Source organism: Polynucleobacter sp. MWH-UH19D (assembly GCF_040409795.1).
Taxonomy (GTDB): domain Bacteria; phylum Pseudomonadota; class Gammaproteobacteria; order Burkholderiales; family Burkholderiaceae; genus Polynucleobacter.
In genome coordinates this window covers 1,470,729-1,495,190 of the sequence record NZ_CP099571.1, presented here as the reverse complement: position 1 = coordinate 1,495,190, position 24,462 = coordinate 1,470,729, and the positions used below count along the sequence as shown (strand labels likewise).

Here is a 24,462-nt window from a genome sequence, read left to right as displayed (position 1 = left end):
CAAATCTCAAACTATGACAACCTATAAAAAACATTTTTACAACCCCTTTGCAATAGTGGCGGGTTTCTGTGTGCTATTGGTTGCCATTTTTGCGGTGTTATGGATTCTGGTGCCACCACCACCAAAGGTAATTGAGATGGCCACGGGATTTCCGACAGGTCTTTACTACCAATTTGGTGAGCGTCTAAAAGAAGAGGTTGCCAAGGATGGTGTCAATCTAGTAGTAAAGTCCACTGGCGGAACGATTGATAACTTGGGTTTATTGAATGATCCAAAATCTGGCGTCAATTTTGCGATGGTGCAAGGTGGTGTTGCTGATGTTAATAAGTATCCCAGCCTGGTTTCTATTGCTGGCATGTTTTATGAGCCTGTTTGGGTTTGGTATCGCGAGTCTGGATTCAAGGGTGAGGGCGGACGCCTGCAAGTATTAGGTCAGCTCAAGGGTAAGCGGGTTGCCATAGGTAACGAGGGCAGCGGCACGCTTGCCTTAAGTACGGCTTTGCTCAAAATCAGCGGTATTAAAGAAGATGAGATTCGCGGTGAAAAGTTAAAGCCAGATCAAGCATTAGCTAAGCTTAAAAATGGCGAGCTCGATGCAGTGTTTATCGTGGCCGCAGCTGAGGCCCCCATTTTGCAGAAATTCTATGACATTCCTGGCATTCGCTTAATGAGCTTTGATCAAGCTGATGCCTATACACGTAGCTTGACATATTTATCCAAAGTGAATGTCCCAAGGGGTCTGCTGAGCATTGAGCACGATATTCCCAGGCAAGATATTCAGGTGATCGCACCAACAGCTACTTTAGTAACGCATGGCAATGTGAGCCCAGCAATGATTTCACTGATGTTGAGCGCCTCATACGATATTCTGAAATCGTATTCTCGCTTGCAAAAGCCGGGTGAGTTTCCTTCTGGCGTTGGTATGGATTTTCCATTGCATGTAGATGCAGAAATTTATTTAAAAGATGGCCCATCTTTTTTACATCGCCATCTACCATTCTGGACTGCCGTTTGGGTCGGGCGCTTTGTGAAGATCGTAATTCCGCTGTTGGTGATCCTGATTCCACTATTTACCTATATTCCGTCAGCAAAAAATTTCTTGCTGCGTCTCAAGTTGGCTCAGGTTTATGCTGAGTTAAGGGCGCTTGAAAAAAATGCCCTAAATCCTGAGTTAAAGAATAAGAATCGTCTGGATCTAGAGGATATTGAGCGTCGTGTTAACAACATCAAGGTTTCCATGATGGATTCTAAAGAGTTGTACGATCTAAAAAGTCACGTAGGTGATGTTCGAGCGCGTTTGAGCCACTTGTATACGTAGTGCAACATTGGTAGGGCGTTTGTATTGCGACAGATTTCATAATAAAAAGTAGGAGACAAGGTAATGCATAAATTCATGATGAAAGTTGCCGTTCTGATGAGTGGCTTAATTCTTTCGGTATCTTTGGCTGCACAACCGTATCCCAACAAGCCAATTTCTTTGGTGGTTCCTCAAGCAGCGGGAGGAACGAATGATATTGTGGCGCGCTTGATTGCGCCAGCATTTGGCGACGCGATAGGCGGCTCAGTAGTGGTTGAAAATCGCCCAGGGGCTGGAGGCAATATTGGTACGCAAAGTGTTGCTCGATCTGCAAAAGATGGCTACACCTTATTGCTCACAATTAATAGCGCTCAGGCTATCAATCCTGTTTTGTATAAGAATCCGGGTTTTGATCCTGTAAATGATTTTGTGCCTCTGTACTACATTGGGGCAACGCCATATGTTTTAGTATCGCCACCTGGCTCACCATATAAGACCTTGGCAGAGGTGATTGCTGCCGCCAAAAAGAAACCAGGTGAGTTATCTTATGCTTCCGCTGGTAATGGAACCATTAGCCATCTTTTGGGTGCGATGCTAAATACCAGTGCCGGCGTAGACATGCAGCACATTCCCTACAAAGGTGTGGCGCCTGCAATTAATGATGTTCTTGGTGGTCAAGTTCCTTTGGCGTTTGCTAGCTTGCCGTCTGCATTGAACTACATTAAAGCTGGCAAGCTTCAAGCAATTGCAATTAGCTCGGCAAAACGCTCTAGTGCAGCGCCTGAGATTCCTACGATTGCAGAGACATACCCTGATTGTGTGGGGGAGGTTTGGGTTGCATTATTTGCTCCAATTGGCACCCCACCTGATGTAGTGAAGAAAATTCAGATTGCAATGGATAAGTCAATGGCTAAGCCGGATGTACGTGAGAAATTAATCGCGCAAGGTTTGGATTTAAGCCCAGTACCTCCTGCAAAACTTCCAGGGTTACTCAAGGATGAGTTATCTAAGTGGGCAAAAATAGTGAAGGCATCAGGCGCTCAACTCGATTAAATGCTTGCTTGTCCTACAATCAATCCATGAATGCCACTATTCTTTCACCTAAGCTGACTCCAGCAAAAGAAATTGCTCAAGCCTTGAGTCGCAATGGTTATGTAGTGGCTTCGTCTGAAACGGTTGCAGAAATTAGTGGTGTGCCACTAGCAAGTTTGGAGAATCTCTCGCAATATTGGGAAGGTTTGCCACGAGACCCCTATCTTAAAGATGGGGGTCGTTATCGTTTTCGTCGTCACGCTAGCCTGGAGATTCAAAATCAAACCCTGAATTTGGTGCCCCATCGTGCCCATTGGCAATCCCTTGACTACAACGCCTTACATGGTGGGATAGAGCGTTGGTTTGAGCCAATTCTTCCAGTGGTGTTAAATGATTCAGCTTGGCAGAGCGTACTTCTTGGTCTTGCGAATCTTTTGAGCGGTTTAAAGCCCGTAAAGACATGGTTTGTTGAGGCGCATCAGTTCAGAATTGATACTGCTGATGGAATTGGTCGTCCAACACCGGAAGGCGCTCACCGCGATGGAGTAGATTTTGTTGCGGTCTTTCTGTTGGATCGCGTGGGTATTAAGGGTGGCGAAACCCGAATCTTCGATGCAAAAGGTTCTGCTGGATTGCGGTTTACATTAACTCAGCCATGGTCTTTGCTATTAATGAATGACGAGCGCATGATTCATGAATCTACCCCGATTCAGCCTCTTGCGGATTACGGATACCGTGATACTTTGGTTCTTACATTCAGATCTAATGGTTTTCAAGACTCTCCCAACCGCAGTCAACAATAATTTGATTTAATCGTGTCAGAAATTTATCGCGTAGCTTGCGCTGCTGGTTTCTCAGGCGATCGTTTAGGGGTTGCAAAGCCGCTAGTTAATTCATTGATGCATCATGGTGGCCCAGCCTGCCTTATTTTTGAAAGTCTGGCCGAAAGAACTTTAGCTCTTGCTCAGTTAGAGCGCCGACAAAATAATCAATTGGGCTATGAGCCTTTGCTTGAAGAAATGATTGAGCCCATTTTGTCTGATTGTGTAACGGCGGGCATTCCGATTGTTGGTAATTTTGGTGCTGCTAATCCCTATGCTGCAGCTTCTGTGATTGCGCGCTTAGCAAAACAAAAAAACCTACCAGAATTAAAGATTGCAGTGGTCTTGGGTGATGATATTTCTGGAGTTGAATATCACAGCATCATTGAAACGCATCTTACAGAGTTAGATCGAGCGCTATTGGAACGTAGTCAAATGGTTAGCGCAAATGTGTACCTTGGAGCTAAAGAAATTGCAGACGCACTGAATGCTGGTGCTCAAATTGTGGTGACTGGCCGTGTTGCTGATCCTGCGCTTACTGTAGGACCACTGATGGCTTATTTCAAAAAGCGCTGGGATGATTGGAATTTCTTGGCAAGCGCCACTATGGCTGGGCATTTGCTGGAATGTGGTGCACAAGTTACTGGTGGATATTTTTCAGATCCAGGGTACAAAGATGTGCCTAACTTAAGTAACGTTGGTTTTCCAATTGTGGAGTTTGATTCACAAGGCAATATTTGCGTTACAAAGCCTGAGGGTAGTGGCGGCATTGTTAATCGCTTAACGGTAACGGAGCAGTTGCTCTATGAGCTACATGATCCTGCCGCATATTTGACTCCCGATGTGGTTGCTGACATTACTGCGGCCCAAATTCATGATCTGGGAAATGACTGCGTTCAGTTATCTGGAGTCAAAGGACACCCAAAACCAGATTGCCTAAAAGCAAATATTTGCATTGATGGTGGTTGGTTAGCTGAGGCTGAGATTTCATATGCGGGGCATCACGCTCTTGAGCGTGCACAATTAGCGGCGCAAATTATTCGTGAACGAATTGGTAAAGACTTGATTCTTAGAATCGACTTCATTGGATCGTCTAGTATCTTTGCCAGTGATGCTGGCGAAGGTCCTGTATTAAATACTTCAAATACTTACGAAGATATCCGCCTTCGCGTTGCTGCAGCTCATCAGGACCGGCAGCTTGCCATGCGAGTGTGTCTTGAAGTCACTGCTTTGTATACGTGCGGTCCGGCTGGCGGTGGTGGTGTGAGAACCAGCCTTAAGCCAAGGCTCAATACTCTCGTTGCCCTGATTCCTCGGGCGGAAATAAAGCCCTCGTATGTTTTTTATGCAGAGCGGGATGACAAATGAAAAAACATCTAACGCCTCTTCATCAAATTGCCCATGCTCGCACGGGAGATAAAGGATCTCGCTCAAATATCAGCGTGATTGCGTATCGGCAAGAAGACTTTTCTATCTTGCAAAGAGAATTAACAGAAGAGAAGGTTAAAGCCCATTTTGGATTTCGTCATCCTAGTGCGGTAAAGCGTTATGACTTACCTAATTTGCAGGCACTCAATTTTGTTATTGACGACTTATTAGATGGTGGCGTCAATCTTTCTTTAAATTTGGATTCTCATGGTAAGAGCCTTTCTTATTGGCTCTTATCCATGGAAATTGATGCAAGCTAAAAGTTTTTACTCTGCTTCCATGCCAGCAGCTTTAATTGCTTTAGCCCACTTTATAGTTTCAAACTTAATTTTTTGATCTAGCGCCTCAGGGCTGCCAGGTTGCGTCTCAAATCCTAAAGAGGCAAAGCGCTCTGTTAATTCTTTTGATTTAGCTGCATCGTTAATAGCTTTGTTGAGTTTCATAACGATGTCTTTGGGCATTCCTGCTGGCCCAAAAGCGGCAAAGAAAGCAATCAATTCATAATTTTTAATGCCTAACGCTTCATTCACGGTTGGTAATTCAGGGATTGCTGGTGAGCGCTTTAACGAGGTTACTGCTAGCCCCCGAATTTTTCCCGCCTGAACCTGTGGCAGGGTTACAGCAAAGTCTGCGGTGAACATGGTTACCTGTCCACCAATGAGATCAGTCATCGCATTAGGACCACTCTTGTAAGAGACGCCAGTCATTTTGATGCCAGCATCATTCGCTAGCATTTCTGAAGAGACTCGCTGAGAAGTGCTGGCATAAGCGAAGGTCATTTTCCCTGGATTAGCTTTAGCGATCGATACAAAACCATTTAATGATTTAGCTGGCACATCGTTATTGATTGCAACAATGAGGGGTACTGAGCCAAAGTAACCAATGGGTGTAAAGGCCGTATCTTGGTTATAAGGTAGATTCTTGACTAAACTCTTCAGTGCGGCATTCGTGCTATTGGTTCCAAACAGCAGGGTGTAGCCATCAGCGGGTGCTTTGGCAACTACATCAGCGCCAATCATGCCGTTTGCTCCAGGTCGGTTTTCGACAACCACTGGTTGACCAAGGGATTCAGCCATCTTGGCGGCAAATGCTCGGCCTATTTGATCGGTTGCACTACCTGGGGCAAAGGGAACAATAGCCTTGATGGGCTTAGAGGGATAGTTATCCGCAAAAGTTAGCGGGCTGCCAAGTACAAATAATGCAATGGCAAGATATTTAATGATTGTGTTTTTCATACGGTCTCCGTTCTCGTTTTTATTAGTGTAGCGGGTCTAGATCATCTGGGCGAGAGTAGAATGAGCTGACGTTTTTATCGGTACTTTATGCGCTTTAAATCGGTCGGCTATACCCCCTTTATGCTTATGGCGCAAACCTGCGCCTTATTGGGTTTTGCCTGCTACGCCGTAGTCTTGGCTCCTTTACAAGAGGAGTGGCATTTAAGCAATCTTGAATCCGGTTTAATTGCGAGCGCTTTTTTCTTTGGCTATATGTTGGCGGTGCCCCTGGCGACAGCGCTGACCGATCGCGTTGATGCCCGTAAGGTGTATTTGGTTGGAGGTCTTTCCGCAACTTTAGGTCTATTGGGCATGGGCTTCTTAGCGCATAACTTTTGGACTGCCCTGTTATTTATGTCGATCAATGGTGCCGGTCTTGCTGGAACCTATATGCCTGGACTAAAAATACTGTCTGATCGTATCCAGTCAGGGGAGTTAACCAGGCATATTGCTTTTTACACAGCATTTTTTGGAATTGGTACGGGTTTTTCTTATCTCTGCTCAGGGTGGATTTTGAATTCCTTGGGCTGGCATTATGTATTCGGAATTATTGCGCTAGGACCTTTTTCAGCATTTTTAATCGTGCTCTTCTGTATCCCGCCGCTTGCACATGAAAAGTGGAAGGGACCTATTCGCATTCGTTTGCATGACATATTTCCTGTGGATAAATGGAAGCTGGTCCTAATGGATAAAAAGGCATCGGGATTTATTTTTGGTTATACGGCGCATTCCCTTGAGTTGTTTGCTTCTAGAAGTTGGATCGTTGCTTTTTTTGCGTTCTGTGCAACAGCCTCTGGAGAAAGTTTCTTTTTAACCGCTACAACATTAGCTGGGGTAATTAATTTCTTTGGCGTACCTTCTTCCATTCTCGGTAATGAAATCGCTTTGCGAGTTGGTCGACAAAAGTGGGTTTGTATTGTGATGCTGACCAGTGCTGTTATGGGTATCGCTTTGGCTTTATCTACTGGTTACTCTTGGTGGTTGATAGTTTGCTTGGCGATTGGGCATGCTATTTTCATCATGGCTGATTCTTCAACATTAACTGCAGGGTTAGTGATTAGCGCACAAGAAAACATCAAGGGTGCTGCGATGGGTCTACATTCATTGATGGGATTTGGTGGTGGCTTAATGGGCCCCGCAATTTTTGGCTTTGTCTTAGATATAGCGGGCTCGCGCTCATCTTCAGTAGCCTGGGTTTGGGCTTATGCGGCCGTGGTGGTTTGGGGCGTTTTATTTGTCATCTATGAGCGTCGTAGTGGCTGGGTAGATAAGACTAGATCTTAGGTTAATGATGAGTCGCGGCGCTTCACTTAATTGCTATCACTGCTCAAGCAGTATCTTGCCGGGCGATCTTATTGAGGCTGAGTTAGATGGGGTGGAGCGTCAGTTTTGTTGCGCAGGCTGTATGGCAATAGCGCAGACGATTCATGGTGAAGGGCTTGAAGTTTTTTATGCACGACGTGCGCAATCGAGTGAAAAGCCCGCAGCCTATCTTGCTGGGAATGAAATTCCTGAAAATCTGAAGCCCTATGACGATCCGTCGTTGCGCGCGCGTTTTACTCGGCCTTATGGAAATGATGGTGGGCTAGAGACAACCTTGCGTTTAGAGAAAATCCGTTGTGCTGCTTGTGTTTGGTTATGTGAGCAGCACCTTAGAAGAATTGCTGGCGTGAAAGAAGTGCAAATCAATTACGTTACACAGAAAGTGATTGTGCGATTCTTGCCAGAGAAAACCAGTCTTGCTCGCTTGCTATTTGAGATTGAACGTATTGGTTATGAGGCTTGGCCATTTGAGCCTTCGCTGTCGATAGAGCGATCTAAAAAAGAACGTCGTCAATTATTAACGCGGCTAGGCGTAGCGATGTTAGGCATGATGCAAGTCATGATGTACGCATGGCCAAGCTATGTAGGTGCTGATATCACTCCTGAGTTTGAAGTATTGTTGGGTTGGACAAGCTGGGCCCTGACAGTACCTGTGATGCTGTATTCAGCGGGACCAATCTTTCAGGCGGCATGGCGCAGTATTCATGCATTTAGACAGACACGCATGTTGGGCATGGATGTGCCTATTGCCCTGGCATTATTTCTGGCATTTGCTGCTGGCACAATTAATTTGATAAAGGGGTCTGGTCAGAGCTACTTTGATTCGATCACGATGTTTGTGGCATTCATTCTGGCTGCGCGTTATGTAGAGCTATTGGCAAGACAGGACGCACAAGGTGGTGCAGAAGCATTAGCTAAACAACTTCCCGCAACCTGTGAGCGATTCAATGATTACCCGCAGTCAAAAGCAGTCACTGTGGTGCCTGTAGTTAATTGCAACCCCGGTGATTTCTTGCGCGTTTCGCCGGGCGAGATTCTTCCAGCCGACGGTATCTTGGTCGAGCATGCCAGCTCTTTGGATGAGTCTTTGCTAACGGGTGAGTCAAAGCCAGTCGAGAAAAAAATTGGAGATCGCGTTTATGCGGGAACACACAACATTCTCAATCCCTTGATTATGCGGATTGATGCGCTTGGGCAGTCTACTCGCATTGCAGGTATTGCTGCTTTATTGGATCAAGCTTTGCTAGCTAAACCAGTAATGGTGAGCCTTGCTGAAAAATGGACTGCTTATTTTGTTAGCTTTCTTCTGCTCAGTGCATTTGTATCGGCAAGCGTCTGGTTATATTTTGATCCGAGTCAGGCGTGGACTGTTTTGGTGTCGGTTTTAGTAGCCAGTTGTCCGTGCGCACTCTCACTCGCAGTACCAACGGCACTCGCAGCAGCTCAAGGTGCCATAACAAAGCTGGGCTTACTCATTGTGCGAGGTCATGTTTTAGATGGTTTATCAAAAGCACAGGATTTAGTTTTAGATAAAACGGGTACGCTGACGATGGGTCAGCCCGAGCTCAAAGAGATTGTGATTGCGCGCATAGGTTTTCTTCAGCGTGATGCTTTAGCAATTGCAGGGGCATTGGAGGTAGGTCAAAAACATCCACTGGCTTTATCTATCTTGCGCGCTGTGGAATTAGAAAATATTACCTCTGTAGTTCTATCTGAGCCAGTGAATAACTTACTAGGCAAGGGCTTGAGTTCTGGTTCATATCGCCTTGGAAGTGCCCATTGGCTGGGCTTGGAGCAGGACATTTCAGATTCTTCTTGTGGGCAATATGGTCAAGTGCATTTGGCCGATGCGCAAGGCGTCATTGCAAGTTTTATTTTCTTAGACACACCAAGGCCAGGTTTAGAAAATCTATTGCAGGCGGTGAAGAGAAAAAATATTCGAGTGCACTTAGTGTCTGGTGACAATACGCAAACTGTAGCTTGGTGGGCAAATCAAGTAGGCATTGAAAATTATCGTGGTACTTGTACACCAGAAGATAAATTTGATTACATTGAAGCCTTGCAAAAAGAAGGACGTCTTGTCTGGGCAATTGGAGATGGTGTAAATGATGCTCCATTGCTAGCGCGTGCTGATGTCTCTGTTGCAGTAGGCGCGGGCGCGCCACTTGCAGCTGCTGGTGCAGATGCAATCTTGACTGCAAGTTCGCTTGAGCCTTTGGCAAAAGCATTGGCCTTGGCAGATAAGACTCAGCTCATCATTAAGCAGAATCTAATATGGGCGCTGATTTACAACGTCCTGGCGATACCAGCTGCAATGCTGGGTTTAGTAAATCCTTGGGTTGCCGGGATAGGGATGTCTCTCTCTTCTCTGGCGGTCACATTAAATGCCTGGCGTTTGAGAAAGGCATAGACTGTCGGGATGGAAAGCCTTTTTATCTTGATTCCCCTTTCACTTCTTTTGATCGCTTTATTGGCGTGGATTTTGCGCTGGTCAGTAAAAAGTGGACAGTTTGATGATTTGACTGGTCCAGGAGAGTCAATCTTGATGGATGATGATGTTCCAAAGCCACAAAAAGTTAGTGATCACTCTAATAAATAGTTATATAAAACAATAGCTTATAAAGCAACTAAGTCGGTCTATTTATTGGGCTCTGATTTTGCCCCACCCTTTTTGATATAGATCAAACTGCCTCTAAAGCCTTAATTTGATAATCAATCCAGTCTATTTGGATTATGTCGCTGTTTGGTTAGAAAAAGGAGAAACCATGGGACTTGCCGTGGGGAGTAATCAAGATACCTTCAATTACAAGGTCATCAGCCAATTTGCCATTGTTACTGTTTTATGGGGAATTGTTGGTATGCTCGTCGGGGTTATCCTCGCTGCGCAATTAATTTGGCCTGAAATCACTTTTAATATTCCTTGGCTTAGTTATGGCCGTTTACGTCCATTGCATACCAATGCCGTGATTTTTGCCTTTGGTGGTTCGGCCTTATTTGCAACGTCTTATTACATCGTGCAAAGAACCTGTCAGGTGCGCCTTTTCTGTGACAAATTAGCGGCCTTTACTTTCTGGGGTTGGCAGGCGGTGATTGTCTCTGCGGCAATCACTTTGCCATTAGGAATCACTACTTCTAAAGAGTATGCCGAGCTAGAGTGGCCAATTGATCTATTAATCACGGTTGTTTGGGTTGCCTACGCGATTGTGTTCTTTGGTACGGTAATCAAGCGCAAAACCAAACATATTTATGTTTCTAACTGGTTCTTCGGCGCCTATATCTTGACGATTGCAGTTTTGCATATCGTTAATAACATCGAAATGCCAGCGAGTTTGTTTAAGTCTTACTCAGCATATGCTGGTGCACAAGATGCAATGATCCAGTGGTGGTATGGACACAATGCGGTGGGCTTCTTCTTGACTACTAGCTTCTTGGGCATGATGTATTACTTCATTCCGAAACAAGCTGAGCGCCCAATTTATTCATATCGTTTGTCAATTGTTCACTTTTGGGCATTGAACTTCACCTATATGTGGGCAGGTCCTCACCATTTACAACACACCTCTTTGCCTGATTGGACTCAATCTTTGGGTATGGTGTTCTCACTGATTTTGTTGGCACCTTCATGGGGCGGCATGATCAACGGCATCATGACTTTATCTGGCGCATGGCATAAGCTGCGTCGTGATCCGATCCTCAAGTTCTTGGTAGTCGCCTTGTCTTTCTATGGCATGTCTACCTTTGAGGGTTCAATGATGTCTATTAAGACTGTGAACAGCTTGTCTCACTACACAGACTGGACAATTGGTCACGTGCACTCTGGTGCTTTGGGTTGGGTAGCGATGATCACGATCGGTTCTTTGTACTATCTCATTCCACGCCTGGTTGGCCAAAAAGATATGTACAGCACCAAGTTAATTGAGTTGCATTTTTGGGTAGCTACGATTGGTGTGGTGATCTATATCGCCGCTATGTGGATTGCCGGCGTAATGCAAGGTTTGATGTGGAGAGCATTTGAACCAGACGGCACTTTGACATACAGCTTTGTAGAGTCTGTAAAAGCAACTTATCCCTTCTATGTCATTCGTTTGTTGGGCGGTCTTTGCTACCTAGGCGGCATGTTGATCATGGCTTACAACGTATACAAGACAGTGATTAACAAAAAATTTATTGATGCTGAGATTCCACAAGCATCTATTGCTGCTCACTAAGGAAAAGAACATGTCAGAACAACGTCGATTTTTCTCCCACGAAACGCTTGAGCGTAATGCTGGTTGGTTAATTGTTGCTACGATCGCAGCAATCTCTATTGCTGGATTAGTGCAGATCGTTCCATTATTTTTCCAGCACTCCACTACAGAGCCAAGCCCTGGGGTTGTCCCATATTCCGCATTGCGTTTAGCGGGACGCGATATCTATCAGCGTGAAGGTTGTTTAGGTTGCCACTCACAGCAGATTCGTACGCTGCGCTCTGAAGTAGAGCGTTATGGTCCCTATTCATTGGCTGGTGAATCCGTATTTGATCACCCTTTCCTTTGGGGCAGTAAGCGCACTGGTCCAGACTTAGCGCGTGTCGGTGGTCGTTATTCCGATGCATGGCATCAGATTCACCTAAACAACCCACGGGATGTTGTGCCTGAATCAAATATGCCTGCGTATCCATGGCTAGCAAAAAATGCGGCAGATGGAAGCACTATTCAGTCGCATATGACGGCAATGCGTCGTCTCGGTGTGCCATATACCGACGAAGATATTGCGAATGCGCCTAAAGAATTGGAAGGTAAGACAGAGCTTGATGCTTTAGTGGCTTACTTGCAAGGTCTTGGTGTAAATCGTAGATACATCATTGTTGATGAGGTAGTTGCTAAGTAATTCTTAGTAACTGGGAAATTATGCAAAATATCGCACCCTACCTCTCAGCAGTATCTACTGTGCTTGGCTTAGTAGTTTTTTTAGGAATTGTTTGGTGGGCATGGTCTGCAAAAAGACAGCCTGCCAATCAAGAGTCCGCAGAACTTCCGTTCGATCTACCCGATGAATTCAGTAAGGATAAATCATGAGTGACTTTCTTGGTGCCGGTTGGAGTGCCTATATCGCCTTAGTAACTTTGGTCGGTATTGTATGGTGCATCTGGCTATTATTTTCTCAACGTAAGACTAAGGTAACGCTGAAGCCGGATGGTCAGGTGGACGATACTGGTCACGTTTGGGATGATGATTTACGTGAATTAAATAATCCATTGCCACGTTGGTGGATGTGGATGTTCTTAATTTCTTGCATATTCGCATTGGTTTATTTAGTTTTATATCCTGGATTGGGTTCATATCCAGGTGTATTGGGCTATAGCACTGATGGCGCATTAATGAAGTCGATGACTACAGCTAACGATGAATTAAAGCCAGTCTACGCAAAATACGTGAAGATGGACATCGAGCAAGTTGCTGCCGATCCTCAAGCTCGTGAGATGGGTCAACGTTTGTTCTTGAATTCCTGTGCACAATGCCATGGTTCAGATGCGGGCGGTTCCAAGGGTTTCCCGAACTTAACCGACGGCGATTGGTTGTATGGTGGTTCACCTGAAAATATCAAAACGACTATTACCAATGGTCGCGGTGGTGTCATGCCTCCGTTTCCACAATTGGATGCTAAGCAAATTGTGGATGTGGCTAATTATGTGCGTAGCTTATCTGGCTTACCAGCAGATGACCTCAAGGTAGCGCGTGGCGCAGAAGTATTTAAAGCAAACTGCGCAGCATGTCACGGTCCAGATGGTAAGGGCAATATTGCTTTGGGCGCTCCAAACCTGACGGATAAAGTTTGGTTGTATGGTGGTTCTGAAGCCACTATTGTTGAGACAGTCACTAAGGGTCGTATGGCGATGATGCCTGCTCAGGATAAGGTGTTAAGCCCTGAAAAGATTCAGTTATTGACGGCTTATGTATGGGGTCTATCAAACAATAAACAGGCTCCAGCAAGCAAATAAAATAGGGTAAGTGAAGTAATAGTGTCAGAGAATTCGCCGGGTGGAAAGCCCGTTCCAATAGAGGTAATAGAGGAATCTCTTTACGAGGTCCGGCGAAAGATTTACCCGCGTTCAGTCTCGGGCTTATTTGCCCGTTGGCGTTTCATCTTAGTATTCGCCACTCAACTCCTTTTTTATGGTCTTCCTTGGCTTAGTTGGAACGGTCGCCAAGCAGTTCTCTTTGATTTAATTCAGCGTAAGTTTTATATCTTCGGTTTAGTGTTATGGCCGCAGGATGTGATTTACCTCACATTACTTTTAATACTTTCAGCCTTAGCATTATTTTTGTTTACTGCAGTGGCTGGGCGCTTATTTTGTGGATACGCATGTCCACAGACGGTCTATACCGAGATCTTTATGTGGATCGAACGCAAGGTAGAGGGTGATCGTTTTGCGCGTATTCGTCTAGATGGTGAAGAGTGGCCATGGAGTTTCAGAAAGTGGCGCCTCAAGATCACCAAACATTTTCTTTGGTTGTTGATCGCATTTTGGACGGGCTTTACATTCATTGGTTACTTCACTCCGATTGAAACATTGAGTGCAGCGATTTTGCATTTGTCGCTTGGGCCATGGCAAACATTTTGGTTATGCTTTTACAGCTTTGCAACTTGGGGTAATGCAGGCTTCATGCGTGAGCAGGTCTGCAAATACATGTGCCCCTATGCCCGCTTCCAAAGCGTCATGGTTGATAAAGATACCTTCTTGGTGACCTATGACAAAGTGCGTGGTGAGCCTCGTGGAAGTCGCAGCAAGTCTGCTGATCATGCGGCCTTGGGTTTAGGTGATTGCGTCGACTGCAGTATCTGTGTGCAAGTATGTCCAACGGGCATTGATATTCGGGATGGTTTGCAATACATGTGTATCGGTTGTGGCGCTTGTATTGATGCCTGTGATCAGGTCATGGAGAAGGTTGACTATCCAAAAGGCTTGATCCGCTACACCACTGAGAGAGCAATGTTGGATAAAGAGTCCAATCAAAGTGCCATCAAACACATTTTCCGACCAAGAGTAATTTTTTACACCAGCTTTATCACGCTTTTAGCTTCTGCATTCTTATTTTCTTTGGCAACTCGAAACCCTTTGCGTGTCGATGTCATGCGTGATCGTGGTGCATTAGCGCGTGAGGTAGAGGGCGTGCGTATTGAGAATATCTATCGCATTCAGATCATGAATGCATCTGAAAATAATATGAATGTTGCTGTGAAGGCGACTGGTCTTGAAGGGTTAAAAGTCCTTAATTCTCAAGGGCAGGTTGTTACCGAGATTGAAGTAGCGCCAGCAAGTAATTTATTAATGCCTATTAAGGTAAGTACAGATATTGGCGTTAATCAGCCTGGAAATTACCCCATTCATTTTAATGTCGTGGCTCAGGAGCTTTCTGGTGATGAAATGATTACCAGAAAACGCGAAGAGAAATCAAGCTTTATTATTCCTCGTTAAGCTAGTAAGCAAAAGATGGAGAGCAAGCATATGACCGAACAGCAGATTAGCAAGCCTTGGTGGAAGCAGTTGTGGCCTTGGCTCTTGATTAGCGGCCCTGCGGTTGCGATGGTTGGTTGCATCATTACGATTTGGCTTGCGGTAAATCTGTATGCAGATAAGCCATTACGCGATGGTGTAGTTAAACAAGGTTTAAAGGTTGAGCAACTTAAAGATACGCAGGCTCACAAATGAAATATCGCTTACTCATTTGGATTTTGTGGCCCTCTTTTTTAGTCGCAGGTATGGCTGAGGGTCTGTTATTTACCGTTATCCATCCACAAGATTTGCTGTTCTTTGGCTACCATCCAGAATTATCTGATGAAGGAATTTACACCATTGGATTTTTTATTATCTGGACTTTTTGCGCGGTTTCTAGCGCTTTAACTGCATATATTCTGCCAGGCATTGAATCACCAGAAAATAAAGAAATCGACCGCGGATTAATTTAAGTATTTATGCCTGTTTTACGGGGATGTCAGCACTAACGCAGGTAGTCCTATCGGGATTGGGTATCCCTGCTAATTCATAAAGACCGTTCATATCAATCAGCTTGATATGTCGTTGTTTAATTTGAATAAGACCAGATTCAGCAAAACGTGAGAGCATGCGGCTGACAGTCTCTATCTGGATGCCAAGGTAACTGCCGATATCTACACGACTCATGCGCAGATCAAACTCGTTATTTAAATAACCACGTGCAGCAAGGCGTTGTGACAGGCTTAATAAAAATGCCGCTAGTCGTTCTTCTGCCCGCATTGTGCCAAGCGAGAGAAGGTGACGCTGATCTTGGGTGAGCTCGCGGCTCATGATGCGATGAAATTGATTTTGTAAAACAGGAATTTGTCGTGCTAGATCTTCAAAAGCTTCGTAACGAATAATGCACACATCGCTTTCTTCAAGTGCAATTGCATCAGATTGGTAGTGGCCATCTCCAATGCCATCGAGCCCCAAGATTTCACCAGGAAGGTGAAAGCCAATGACTTGTTGACGACCATCTTGAAGGCAGTATTCGGTTTTGAGAGTGCCAAACCGCACGCTATAGACTGAACTCAAAGGATCGCCATGACGATAGAGACTTTCGCCTTTTTGAAGGTGCACCCGCTCTTTAACCAAGGTATCAATTTTGGATACATCACTTGAGCTTAAGCCAACCGGGAGGCAAAATTGCCCCAAAACGCAAACCGAGCATTTGCTGGTAGGGGTATCGGTAGGTTTGTAATTCATATTGGGCTAATTATGCAGACAGTTTATTCTACTAGGGCAATGGATGCTTTTACCCCTTTTATATGTTGACCGCCAGCCTTTTAACCGCCGTCTTTTTGGGCGCCCTTGTCAGTGGCTGGCACTGTGCCCTGATGTGCGGAGGCATTGCGGCCGCGATTGAGCGACCCACGGCATCTCAAGTGCCATTAAAGACCAAATCAGCGCTTTTATATGACCAGTTGATCATGCATTTGGGCCGCATTAGTACCTATGTTTTGTTGGGTGCTTTTGCCGCTTGGATTGGGGTGGTGGTTTGGCAGCAGAATGTTTTGCCTATTCAACGCGCCTTATTTGTACTTACTTCTATCCTGCTATTTGTGATGGGAGTGCGCTTACTGAATGTGGGTGGGTCTAGTACGCGAATTGGTGGTGGATGGCTCGGCGCTCAAATCGCAAATTATTGGGCTAAATATCTTGGACGTTTTGCCAATAGTCCATCTCGTTGGTTTAGTGGAATGTTGTGGGGCCTTGTTCCTTGCGGCTTGGTATACGGGGTATTGCCATTAGCATTTTTGTCTGGCGATATTTGGACTGGCGCAGCCATTATGTTCGCTTTTGGTTTGGGTACCTTGCCCAATCTACTGTTGATCTCGAAGTTTTCTGCGGCATTAACTCAGTTTGGGCAATATGCATGGGTTCGGTATTTTGCTGCTTCCCTACTATTTGTTGGTGCAGGATTCGGTTTGTATCGGGCATGGACTTTATCGGATGCATTGCTTAAAGGAGGCTTTTGCCTCTCATAACTACGCTTTATCTGCAGATGCAAAGAATGCCAATTTTTCTGAGCGGGCAAGACGTTTTAATTGCGCCTCAGCTTTAGATGCTGTAGATCGATCTGGATGCTCTTGGGTGGCCAATAATTTGACTGGCCCCCGAGACCGCGTATAGCGAGCACCTTGGCCCAGATTATGGGCATTAATGCGATGCTCGAGACGGTTGGTTATGCCGGCATAGTAAGTGCCATCTGAGCACTCGAGAAGGTAAACACACCAGGTCAAAATGATGTCAATTTTGGGTTAAAAGGCCTTTAATAAGCCTTGAAATTCGCAATATAGCCCTTATATTCTATAGATATAAATATACGGAATACTTGAGGCAATAAAAATGAGAATAGATAAATTAACCACGAAATTTCAGCAGGCTTTGAGCGAAGCTCAGAGCATTGCTTTAGCTAAAGATAACCAATATATCGAACCAGCCCATTTGTTGTTGGCAATGTTGCGCGATTCGGATGGCGCCGCTAAGAGTTTGCTTACCCGAGCAGGGGTAAATGTTTCTGGTCTAGAGAAGGGTGTTGAAAAGATCATCAATAACCTGCCAGAAGTTCAAGGCACAGGTGGCGAGGTTCAGGTAGGTCGTGATCTTGGTAATTGGCTTAACTTGTGTGAAAAAGAGGCAAATAAACGTAATGATCAGTTCATTGCTGGCGAATTGTTTTTACTGGTAGTGGCTGAAGATAAGGGCGAGCTTGGGAAAGTGGCTCGTGAGAATGGTTTAAATCGTAAATCACTTGAAGCGGCGATCGATTTAGTCCGCGGAGGAGAGTCGGTGAATAGTGCAGATGCTGAAGGTCAACGTGAGGCCTTGAAAAAATATACGGTGGATTTAACAGAGCGTGCTCGTATGGGTAAACTCGACCCCGTCATTGGGCGCGACGATGAAATTCGTCGCACGATTCAGATTCTGCAACGACGCGGTAAAAATAACCCCGTTTTAATTGGTGAGCCAGGTGTAGGTAAAACTGCAATTGTGGAAGGCTTGGCACAACGCATTGTGAACGGCGAAGTGCCTGAGACGCTGAAAGACAAACGTGTTTTGGTGTTGGATATGGCATTGCTATTGGCGGGCGCGAAGTATCGTGGCGAATTTGAAGAGCGCCTAAAAGCGGTTCTGAGCGATGTCGCTAAGGACGAAGGTCAGACCATCATCTTTATTGATGAGATTCATACGATGGTTGGCGCAGGCAAGAGTGATGGCGCAATGGATGCTGGCAATATGCTTAAGCCTGCTTTGGCGCGCGGTGAATTACATTGCATTGGCGCAACTACTTTAGATGAGTATCGCAAGTACATTGAAAAAGATCCTGCCCTAGAGCGCCGTTTCCAAAAGGTGATGGTGGAAGAACCTAGTGTTGAGGCGACGATCGCGATCTTGCGTGGTTTGCAAGAGCGTTATGAACTTCACCATGGAATTGAAATTACCGATCCAGCAATTGTTGCTGCCGCCGAGTTATCCCATCGTTACATTACTGATCGTTTCTTGCCAGATAAGGCGATTGATTTAATTGATGAGGCAGGTTCACGCATTCGTATGGAGATTGATTCCAAGCCCGAAGTAATGGATAAGCTTGATCGCCGTTTAATTCAGCTCAAGATTGAGCGCGAGGCGGTGAAAAAAGAGAAGGATGAGGCATCGCAAAAGCGTTTGGCTTTGATTGAGGATGAGATTAAGCGTCTTGGTGCTGAATATGCCGATTTGGAAGAGATCTGGAAGGCAGAAAAAGGCGCTGTATTAGGTGCTGCGCATTTGAAGGAAGAGATTGAAAAAGTGCGCGCTGAAATTGCTAAGTTACAACGTGAGGGCAAGCTTGAAAAGGTTGCTGAATTGCAATACGGAAAATTGCCTGAGCTAGAAGCAAAGCTCAAGTCAGCAGCCGCAGCAGAAGCTAAGGGTGACAAAGATGGTGTAGTGAAGAACAAGCTACTTCGCACGCAAGTTGGCGCAGAAGAAATTGCAGAGGTGGTTTCTCGTGCAACAGGCATTCCTGTGTCGAAGATGATGCAAGGTGAGCGTGACAAGCTGCTGAAGATGGAAGAGTTACTGCATAAGCGTGTAGTTGGTCAAGATGAGGCAATACGCGCTGTGTCTGATGCGATCCGTCGCTCTCGTGCCGGCTTGGCCGAAGAGAATCGTCCATATGGATCATTCTTGTTTTTAGGACCAACTGGTGTCGGTAAAACCGAGCTCTGCAAGGCATTGGCTGGCTTCTTATTTGATAGCGAAGACCATTTAATTCGTATCGATATGAGTGAGTTCATGGAGAAGCATAGTGTTGCTCGATTAATTGGCGCGCCTCCTGGCTACGTTGGTTACGAGGAGGGCGGTTACTTGACTGAGCAGGTGCGTCGCCATCCTTATAGCGTGATCTTGTTTGATGAAATCGAAAAAGCACATCCAGATGTCTTTAACGTGCTACTGCAAGTGCTCGATGATGGACGTCTAACTGATGGCCAAGGTCGTACGGTAGACTTTAAGAATACTGTGATTGTGATGACCAGCAATATTGGCTCGCAGTTAATCCAATCTATGGCGGATAAGAAACAAGCCGAAATCAAGGAAGCGGTTTTTGGGGAACTAAAGAATCATTTCCGCCCTGAGTTCTTAAACCGCATTGATGAGATTGTTGTATTCCATGGGTTAGGCAAGGACAATATCGCTAATATCGCCAAAATCTTGTTGAAAAACTTGTCAGAGCGTTTAGCAAGAGTCGACATGCAACTCGAGGTAAGTGACGCAGCTTTAAGCAAACTTGCTGAAGTAGGTTTTGATCCAATCTTTGGTGCGCGACCATTAAAGCGTGCAATTCAACAGCACATCGAGAATCCTGTTTCTAAGATGATTCTTGAAGGCAAATTTGGCCCGAAAGATGTTGTGCCAGTTGATGTGGATAAGAATGGCGAGTTCAGTTTTACCCGCCAAGTGCATTAAACCTTAGTTGTTTTTGCAGGAATCATCCTGCGCTAGTACACTCGGTACATGACTGTTGCGCTCAGTGGGCGTGCCAGTGATGTCCGGGTTATTAGTCTGATTAGCCTAGCGCACGGCAGCTCCCATTTTTTCCATCTCATTCTTCCACCGATGTTTCCGTGGTTGAAAGCTGAATTCGCACTCAATTACGCTGAGTTGGGACTATTGATGTCCATCTTCTTTGTGGTTTCTTGTGTGGTTCAAGCATCCTCAGGATTTTTGGTTGATCGCATAGGAGCAAGACCCGTTCTTTTTGCAGGGGTTGGCTTATTGGTTATAGCCGCCTCGGTTTACTCCCAAAGCAATGGGTATTTGATGTTAGTCATGGGCGCAATAATTGCCGGTTGTGGCAATGGCATCTTTCATCCAGTTGATTACACGCTCATAAACCACAAGGTCTCTCCGCCAAATTTGCCGTATGCCTATTCTATGCATGGCGTAACAGGTTACTTAGGTTGGGCTGCAGCGCCAGCATTCATGGTGGGAATTGCGCAGCTTACAGATTGGCGAATCGCTTTTATATCAGCGGCTTTATTAGAAGCAATGATTCTGCTGATTCTTTGGATGAATAAGAATCAGCTGGTTGATGACGTTAAAGAACGGCATGAGCAAGGGAAACAAGATCATCAATCGACTCTAGCAGGTTCAGCTCCAGAAGGTATGTTTGCATTCTTAAAGTTGAAAGCAGTTTGGTTATGCTGGGGATTCTTTTTCTTTAGCATGGCCTCTACTTCAAGTTTGCAATCGTTTTCGCCCAGTGCGCTCTTGAAGATTTATGAGTTACCTGTGAACGTTGGTAATTACTACTTAACACTTTTAGCTCTTGGAAGTGCAGCGGGTGTTCTGGTTGGCGGATATTTAGCAGCCAAGCTTCATAGCCCAGAGCGAATCGTGTCGAGTTTTTTATCGATAACAATTATTCTGTGTCTGCTGCTTGCCACTGGATTCATTTCATTGCAAGCCATCCCAATTATTTTTTGCGCCCTTGGATTTGGCTATGGTGTGATTGCTCCTTCAAGAGACTTGTTAGTGAAGCTAGCAACTCCAAAGGGTGTTGCAGGTCGGGTGTACGGCATTGTGTATTCAGGAATTGACTTGGGCGCAGCTGTAGGGCCATTTATCTTTGGCTTCTTTATGGACGCGGGGCTGCCAAAGGCGCTTTTCATGGGTATTGCGCTATTTCAGTTGATGATTATTCCAACCGTATTTAGGGTCCGAAATGTTGGGGCTCCTGTTGAGAGTCTGGCTAAATAATTTTCATAATATGAAATATCATTACACTCCGTAAAATGCAGTGGATTACAAGAGCAAGGATCTTGTTTCGTAGAGCGGATACTCATTCCACATTATAAAAATTACTTTATAAGTAATTGAAATTAAAGAATTAAATAATTTATAGAAAGTTTTCAATAGGGCTTGCTTGGTTTTTGTATCTCTCTAAACTCTTATATAAGACATAAGACTTAAATCGGTCTTAAAGATCTTCAAATTTTTGAATTACTTGTTTAACTTAGGGAGAAAAACATGGCAGATCGCAAAGCTGAAATTGCAGCAATTCAGAAGGATTGGGATACCAATCCACGTTGGAAAGGTATTAAACGTGGATATACAGCTGAGGATGTTGTACGCCTTCGCGGTTCACTCAAAATTGATTACACATTAGCAAAGCATGGCGCAGAAAAGCTCTGGGACCTCGTTAACAATGAAGCTTATGTAAATTGCTTGGGTGCATTGACAGGTGGTCAAGCAATGCAACAAGTTAAAGCTGGTATTCAGGCGATTTACTTATCTGGTTGGCAAGTTGCTGCTGATGGCAACTCTTATGCAGCAATGTATCCAGATCAATCTCTATACCCAGTAGATTCTGTTCCAAAGATGGTTGAGCGTATCAATAACTCATTCCAGCGCGCAGATGAAATTCAAACTGCTAAAGGTATTGGCCCTGGCGATGCAGGTTATATCGATTATTTTGCACCAATCGTTGCTGATGCTGAAGCAGGTTTCGGTGGTGTATTGAATGCATTTGAATTGGCAAAAGCATTGATCAAGCAAGGTGCTGCTGGCGTTCACTTTGAAGACCAGCTTTCTTCTGTTAAGAAGTGTGGCCACTTAGGCGGCAAGGTATTGTTACCAACTGGTGAATCAGTGCAAAAATTGATCGCAGCTCGCTTGGCTGCTGACGTAATGGGTGTACCAACCATCATCCTAGCCCGTACCGATGCTGAGGCTGCTGATTTGTTGACATCTGATTATGATGAAAATGACAAGCCATTCTTGACTGGTGAGCGCACTGCTGAAGGTTTCTACAAGACTCGTAAGGGCTTGGATCAAGCGATTTCACGTGGTTTGGCTTACGCTGAATACGCTGACATGGTTTGGTGTGAAACTGGTACGCCTGATTTGGATTTTGCACGTCAATTTGCTGAAGCAATTCGTGCTAAGTTCCCAGGCAAGATGCTTGCTTACAACTGCTCACCATCTTTCAACTGGAAGAAAAACTTGGATGATGCAACGATTGCAAAATTTCAACGTGAGTTGGGCGCGATGGGTTACAAGTATCAGTTCATTACTCTCGCTGGTATTCACTCAATGTGGTACAACATGTACGACTTGGCGCAAGACTACTCTAAGCGTGGTATGACTGCTTATGTTGAGAAAGTACAAGAGCCAGAATTTGCTGCGCGTGATCGTGGTTATACCTTCGTATCTCACCAGCAAGAAGTTGGCACAGGTTACTTTGATGATGTAACGACTGTTATCCAAGGTGGTAAGTCATCTGTTACAGCATTGACTGGTTCTACTGAAGAAGAACAGTTCCACTAAGAATCCCTAAGTAGTCTGTAGTAGCAGTAACACCCTTACTGCCGCGGCATTTAAATTACCCCACAAGGGTGACTTAGATGCCGTTTTCGTTTACATTCATTGAATGACTGATTGCATACTTTGTAAGGATGGACTCAAGCCTGAAGAGGGTGAGTTAATTTGGCGTGGTGACGACTGCCGAGTAATTATGGTGAACGATCCTGATTTGCCTGGGTTTTGTCGGGTGATTTGGAATCGACATGTTCCTGAGATGTCAGATCTCACCTATGGTGAGCGTGAGCACATCATGTCCTTAGTATTTGCAGTTGAAGAGGTGATTCGTGAGGTGATGGAGCCAGATAAGGTCAATCTCGCCACCTTGGGGAATATGGTCCCCCATATTCATTGGCATGTGATACCGCGATATCAAGATGATGCTTATTTTCCAGGGTCGCCATGGTCAGCCAAGGTCAGAGAGACTTCTAAAGCCTCACTTGAGGCTAGAAGATTGCTGGCTAAGAGGTTGCCCGAGGTGATTCGCGATGCCATTTCGCAAATGTATTAAATTATTAGAAAATCAGCGCAAAGCTGAAAAGCAGTGCCCATAATAAAAAATCTGGAGACAAGAAGTGATTAATAAAATTATTCCTGGAGTGGCGCAAGCCGTCCAGGATATTGCTGATGGCTCAACTATTTTGGTTTCAGGATTTGGTGGAGCGGGCTTACCAATTTATTTATTGGATGCACTTGCAGAGCAGGGCGCGAAGAACCTCACGATCATTAGTAACAATGCTGGAAATTCTGGGATTGGCATTGCGAAGTTAATTGCTAATGGTCAGGTTAGAAAAGTAGTTTGTTCATTTCCTCGTCAGCCAGAATCTGGTGCTTTTGATGACTTATATCGTGCCGGAAAAATTGAGCTGGAGTTAGTTCCACAAGGTACATTAGCTGAACGTATACGCGCAGGCGGAGCTGGTATTGGTGGCTTCTATACACCCACTGGTTTTGGCACGGAGTTGGCTAATGGAAAAGATACGCGCGTGATTGATGGTATTGATCATATTTTTGAGGTGGCAATTAAAGCAGACTATGCACTAATCAAAGCCGACAAAGGTGATCGTTGGGGTAATCTGACTTATCACCGAACCGGTCGCAACTTTGGCCCGATTATGGCAACTGCCGCGCGTTGCACTATTGCACAAGTCAATCAAGTTGTGGGGTTGGGTCAACTTGATCCCGAGGTGATTGTTACGCCAGGAATTTTTGTAAAACGAGTCGTGCTTGTAGGAGGTAAATCATGATTGATCTCTCCAAAGTGCAAAAACGCACAACAGCCGACATTGCAAAAAGAATTGTTCAGGACATTCCTGATGGTGCGCATGTGAATTTAGGCATTGGTCAGCCAATGACTATTTCTAATTACCTGCCATCAGATAAAGAGATCCTGTTGCACTCTGAAAATGGACTGCTTGGTATGGGTCCGCTTGCAAAAGATCATGAGATTGATGAAGAGTTGGTGAATGCGGGTAAGCAACCTGTAACTATGTTGCCTGGCGCATCACTTTGTCATCATGCAGATTCTTTTGTCATGATTCGTGGTGGCCATATTGATATCTGCGTTTTGGGCGCCTTTCAGGTTTCTGTCAAGGGTGATATTGCAAATTGGCGCACAGGTGATCCAAAAGCAATTCCGGCGGTTGGCGGCGCGATGGATTTGGCTTTGGGTGCGAAGAAACTATTTGTGATGATGGAGCATCTCACCAAATCGGGTGAATCTAAATTGGTCAAAGAGTGCACTTACCCCTTAACTGCTCTCGCTGCTGTTGACTGTATCTATACCGATTTAGCAACTATTGCGGTTACGCCTCAAGGTCTTGTTGCAGTTGATTGGGTAGAAGGTATGAGCTTTGAGGACTTACAAACCTTAAGTGGTGTGCCAATGATTCAAGGGTTTGCAGGTTAAGTGAGATGACT

At 45.1% G+C, this 24,462-nt stretch carries 25 protein-coding genes; 22 read left to right on the top strand and 3 right to left on the bottom strand.

The features are described 5' to 3' along the window. Positions 1 to 13 precede the first annotated feature (13 nt). The 5 genes from NHB34_RS07565 (at position 14) to NHB34_RS07545 (ending at position 4,838) form a co-directional block, all read left to right on the top strand. Entirely contained in the window at positions 14 to 1,318 is a 1,305-nt protein-coding gene (locus NHB34_RS07565; RefSeq protein WP_353427034.1) for a TAXI family TRAP transporter solute-binding subunit, read from the top strand. 63 nt (positions 1,319 to 1,381) lie between these two features. After that, the gene (locus tag NHB34_RS07560) at positions 1,382 to 2,350 is read left to right on the top strand and encodes a tripartite tricarboxylate transporter substrate binding protein (RefSeq protein ID WP_353427033.1); all 969 of its coding nucleotides are present in this window, start codon (positions 1,382 to 1,384) and stop codon (positions 2,348 to 2,350) included. Between the two features lie 26 nt (positions 2,351 to 2,376). Next, positions 2,377 to 3,132: a 2OG-Fe dioxygenase family protein gene (locus NHB34_RS07555; protein ID WP_353427032.1), complete on the top strand. Its 756-nt coding sequence runs from the start codon at positions 2,377 to 2,379 to the stop codon at positions 3,130 to 3,132. A 9-nt stretch (positions 3,133 to 3,141) separates the two neighbouring features. Further along, positions 3,142 to 4,518 carry an acyclic terpene utilization AtuA family protein gene (locus NHB34_RS07550; RefSeq protein WP_353428578.1) on the top strand — a complete coding sequence of 459 codons (1,377 nt, stop codon included), beginning with the start codon at positions 3,142 to 3,144 and terminating at the stop codon, positions 4,516 to 4,518. Next, positions 4,515 to 4,838 carry a hypothetical protein gene (locus NHB34_RS07545; RefSeq protein ID WP_353427031.1) on the top strand — a complete coding sequence of 108 codons (324 nt, stop codon included), beginning with the start codon at positions 4,515 to 4,517 and terminating at the stop codon, positions 4,836 to 4,838. Before NHB34_RS07550 ends, NHB34_RS07545 begins: the two co-directional genes overlap by 4 nt. Before the next feature lie 6 nt (positions 4,839 to 4,844). On the opposite strand, the gene NHB34_RS07540 is transcribed toward NHB34_RS07545, so the two are convergent. Then, complete coding sequence (locus tag NHB34_RS07540) at positions 4,845 to 5,813, bottom strand: tripartite tricarboxylate transporter substrate binding protein (protein ID WP_353427030.1); 969 nt, start codon at positions 5,811 to 5,813, stop codon at positions 4,845 to 4,847. 87 nt (positions 5,814 to 5,900) lie between these two features. On the opposite strand from NHB34_RS07540, the gene NHB34_RS07535 reads away from it, so the two are divergent. The 10 genes from NHB34_RS07535 to NHB34_RS07490 all read left to right on the top strand — a co-directional run bounded on the left by NHB34_RS07535 (position 5,901) and on the right by NHB34_RS07490 (position 15,125). Continuing rightward, entirely contained in the window at positions 5,901 to 7,136 is a 1,236-nt protein-coding gene (locus tag NHB34_RS07535; RefSeq protein ID WP_353427029.1) for an MFS transporter, read from the top strand. Between the two features lie 4 nt (positions 7,137 to 7,140). After that, positions 7,141 to 9,585: a heavy metal translocating P-type ATPase gene (locus NHB34_RS07530; protein WP_353427028.1), complete on the top strand. Its 2,445-nt coding sequence runs from the start codon at positions 7,141 to 7,143 to the stop codon at positions 9,583 to 9,585. A 9-nt stretch (positions 9,586 to 9,594) separates the two neighbouring features. After that, positions 9,595 to 9,774, top strand: coding sequence for a cbb3-type cytochrome oxidase assembly protein CcoS (gene ccoS / locus NHB34_RS07525; protein WP_353427027.1), 180 nt, complete (start codon positions 9,595 to 9,597; stop codon positions 9,772 to 9,774). Positions 9,775 to 9,940: 166 nt separating this feature from the next. Further along, complete coding sequence (gene ccoN / locus NHB34_RS07520) at positions 9,941 to 11,383, top strand: cytochrome-c oxidase, cbb3-type subunit I (protein ID WP_353427026.1); 1,443 nt, start codon at positions 9,941 to 9,943, stop codon at positions 11,381 to 11,383. 10 nt (positions 11,384 to 11,393) lie between these two features. Further along, positions 11,394 to 12,044 (top strand): cytochrome-c oxidase, cbb3-type subunit II, encoded by a 651-nt coding sequence (gene ccoO, locus NHB34_RS07515; RefSeq protein ID WP_353427025.1) that lies wholly within the window; start codon positions 11,394 to 11,396, stop codon positions 12,042 to 12,044. Positions 12,045 to 12,073: 29 nt separating this feature from the next. Then, positions 12,074 to 12,232, top strand: coding sequence for a CcoQ/FixQ family Cbb3-type cytochrome c oxidase assembly chaperone (locus NHB34_RS07510; RefSeq protein WP_353428577.1), 159 nt, complete (start codon positions 12,074 to 12,076; stop codon positions 12,230 to 12,232). Then, positions 12,229 to 13,155: a cytochrome-c oxidase, cbb3-type subunit III gene (gene ccoP / locus NHB34_RS07505; protein WP_353427024.1), complete on the top strand. Its 927-nt coding sequence runs from the start codon at positions 12,229 to 12,231 to the stop codon at positions 13,153 to 13,155. Before NHB34_RS07510 ends, ccoP begins: the two co-directional genes overlap by 4 nt. A 21-nt stretch (positions 13,156 to 13,176) precedes the next feature. Then, entirely contained in the window at positions 13,177 to 14,634 is a 1,458-nt protein-coding gene (ccoG, locus tag NHB34_RS07500; RefSeq protein WP_353427023.1) for a cytochrome c oxidase accessory protein CcoG, read from the top strand. A gap of 30 nt (positions 14,635 to 14,664) precedes the next feature. Next, positions 14,665 to 14,868: a hypothetical protein gene (locus tag NHB34_RS07495; RefSeq protein ID WP_353427022.1), complete on the top strand. Its 204-nt coding sequence runs from the start codon at positions 14,665 to 14,667 to the stop codon at positions 14,866 to 14,868. Further along, positions 14,865 to 15,125, top strand: coding sequence for a hypothetical protein (locus NHB34_RS07490; protein WP_353427021.1), 261 nt, complete (start codon positions 14,865 to 14,867; stop codon positions 15,123 to 15,125). The genes NHB34_RS07495 and NHB34_RS07490 overlap by 4 nt, the downstream gene beginning before the upstream one ends. A 4-nt stretch (positions 15,126 to 15,129) precedes the next feature. On the opposite strand, the gene fnr is transcribed toward NHB34_RS07490, so the two are convergent. Beyond that, positions 15,130 to 15,900, bottom strand: coding sequence for a fumarate/nitrate reduction transcriptional regulator Fnr (gene fnr / locus NHB34_RS07485; RefSeq protein WP_353427020.1), 771 nt, complete (start codon positions 15,898 to 15,900; stop codon positions 15,130 to 15,132). A gap of 62 nt (positions 15,901 to 15,962) precedes the next feature. On the opposite strand from fnr, the gene NHB34_RS07480 reads away from it, so the two are divergent. Continuing rightward, a complete protein-coding gene (locus NHB34_RS07480) occupies positions 15,963 to 16,682 on the top strand; it encodes a sulfite exporter TauE/SafE family protein (RefSeq protein ID WP_353427019.1) in 720 nt (239 codons plus the stop codon). Here NHB34_RS07480 and NHB34_RS07475 read toward each other — a convergent pair whose 3' ends face one another. Next, positions 16,683 to 16,937: a GIY-YIG nuclease family protein gene (locus NHB34_RS07475; protein ID WP_353427018.1), complete on the bottom strand. Its 255-nt coding sequence runs from the start codon at positions 16,935 to 16,937 to the stop codon at positions 16,683 to 16,685. A gap of 106 nt (positions 16,938 to 17,043) precedes the next feature. Between NHB34_RS07475 and clpB the strand changes: the two genes are divergently transcribed. From clpB to NHB34_RS07445, 6 genes are all read left to right on the top strand, one after another. Next, the gene (clpB, locus tag NHB34_RS07470) at positions 17,044 to 19,647 is read left to right on the top strand and encodes an ATP-dependent chaperone ClpB (protein WP_353427017.1); all 2,604 of its coding nucleotides are present in this window, start codon (positions 17,044 to 17,046) and stop codon (positions 19,645 to 19,647) included. Positions 19,648 to 19,695: 48 nt separating this feature from the next. Further along, complete coding sequence (locus tag NHB34_RS07465; RefSeq protein WP_353427016.1) at positions 19,696 to 20,940, top strand: MFS transporter; 1,245 nt, start codon at positions 19,696 to 19,698, stop codon at positions 20,938 to 20,940. Positions 20,941 to 21,210: 270 nt separating this feature from the next. Continuing rightward, positions 21,211 to 22,509 carry an isocitrate lyase gene (gene aceA / locus NHB34_RS07460; RefSeq protein WP_353427015.1) on the top strand — a complete coding sequence of 433 codons (1,299 nt, stop codon included), beginning with the start codon at positions 21,211 to 21,213 and terminating at the stop codon, positions 22,507 to 22,509. A 103-nt stretch (positions 22,510 to 22,612) separates the two neighbouring features. After that, positions 22,613 to 23,053, top strand: coding sequence for an HIT family protein (locus tag NHB34_RS07455; RefSeq protein WP_353427014.1), 441 nt, complete (start codon positions 22,613 to 22,615; stop codon positions 23,051 to 23,053). Positions 23,054 to 23,117: 64 nt separating this feature from the next. Next, a complete protein-coding gene (locus NHB34_RS07450; RefSeq protein WP_353427013.1) occupies positions 23,118 to 23,789 on the top strand; it encodes a 3-oxoacid CoA-transferase subunit A in 672 nt (223 codons plus the stop codon). 14 nt (positions 23,790 to 23,803) lie between these two features. Beyond that, entirely contained in the window at positions 23,804 to 24,451 is a 648-nt protein-coding gene (locus tag NHB34_RS07445) for a 3-oxoacid CoA-transferase subunit B (protein ID WP_353428576.1), read from the top strand. Positions 24,452 to 24,462: the final 11 nt, after the last annotated feature.

What these genes read in the sequence shown, in the direction of transcription:
- NHB34_RS07565 (WP_353427034.1), top strand. Translation starts at nt 14, where the DNA reads ATGACAACCTATAAAAAACATTTTTACAACCCCTTTGCAATAGTGGCG.
- NHB34_RS07560 (WP_353427033.1), top strand. Translation starts at nt 1,382, where the DNA reads ATGCATAAATTCATGATGAAAGTTGCCGTTCTGATGAGTGGCTTAATT.
- NHB34_RS07555 (WP_353427032.1), top strand. Translation starts at nt 2,377, where the DNA reads ATGAATGCCACTATTCTTTCACCTAAGCTGACTCCAGCAAAAGAAATT.
- NHB34_RS07545 (WP_353427031.1), top strand. Translation starts at nt 4,515, where the DNA reads ATGAAAAAACATCTAACGCCTCTTCATCAAATTGCCCATGCTCGCACG.
- NHB34_RS07540 (WP_353427030.1), bottom strand. Translation starts at nt 5,813, where the DNA reads ATGAAAAACACAATCATTAAATATCTTGCCATTGCATTATTTGTACTT.
- NHB34_RS07535 (WP_353427029.1), top strand. Translation starts at nt 5,901, where the DNA reads ATGCGCTTTAAATCGGTCGGCTATACCCCCTTTATGCTTATGGCGCAA.
- NHB34_RS07530 (WP_353427028.1), top strand. Translation starts at nt 7,141, where the DNA reads ATGATGAGTCGCGGCGCTTCACTTAATTGCTATCACTGCTCAAGCAGT.
- ccoS (WP_353427027.1), top strand. Translation starts at nt 9,595, where the DNA reads ATGGAAAGCCTTTTTATCTTGATTCCCCTTTCACTTCTTTTGATCGCT.
- ccoN (WP_353427026.1), top strand. Translation starts at nt 9,941, where the DNA reads ATGGGACTTGCCGTGGGGAGTAATCAAGATACCTTCAATTACAAGGTC.
- ccoO (WP_353427025.1), top strand. Translation starts at nt 11,394, where the DNA reads ATGTCAGAACAACGTCGATTTTTCTCCCACGAAACGCTTGAGCGTAAT.
- ccoP (WP_353427024.1), top strand. Translation starts at nt 12,229, where the DNA reads ATGAGTGACTTTCTTGGTGCCGGTTGGAGTGCCTATATCGCCTTAGTA.
- NHB34_RS07495 (WP_353427022.1), top strand. Translation starts at nt 14,665, where the DNA reads ATGACCGAACAGCAGATTAGCAAGCCTTGGTGGAAGCAGTTGTGGCCT.
- NHB34_RS07490 (WP_353427021.1), top strand. Translation starts at nt 14,865, where the DNA reads ATGAAATATCGCTTACTCATTTGGATTTTGTGGCCCTCTTTTTTAGTC.
- fnr (WP_353427020.1), bottom strand. Translation starts at nt 15,900, where the DNA reads ATGAATTACAAACCTACCGATACCCCTACCAGCAAATGCTCGGTTTGC.
- NHB34_RS07480 (WP_353427019.1), top strand. Translation starts at nt 15,963, where the DNA reads ATGTTGACCGCCAGCCTTTTAACCGCCGTCTTTTTGGGCGCCCTTGTC.
- clpB (WP_353427017.1), top strand. Translation starts at nt 17,044, where the DNA reads ATGAGAATAGATAAATTAACCACGAAATTTCAGCAGGCTTTGAGCGAA.
- NHB34_RS07465 (WP_353427016.1), top strand. Translation starts at nt 19,696, where the DNA reads ATGACTGTTGCGCTCAGTGGGCGTGCCAGTGATGTCCGGGTTATTAGT.
- aceA (WP_353427015.1), top strand. Translation starts at nt 21,211, where the DNA reads ATGGCAGATCGCAAAGCTGAAATTGCAGCAATTCAGAAGGATTGGGAT.
- NHB34_RS07455 (WP_353427014.1), top strand. Translation starts at nt 22,613, where the DNA reads ATGACTGATTGCATACTTTGTAAGGATGGACTCAAGCCTGAAGAGGGT.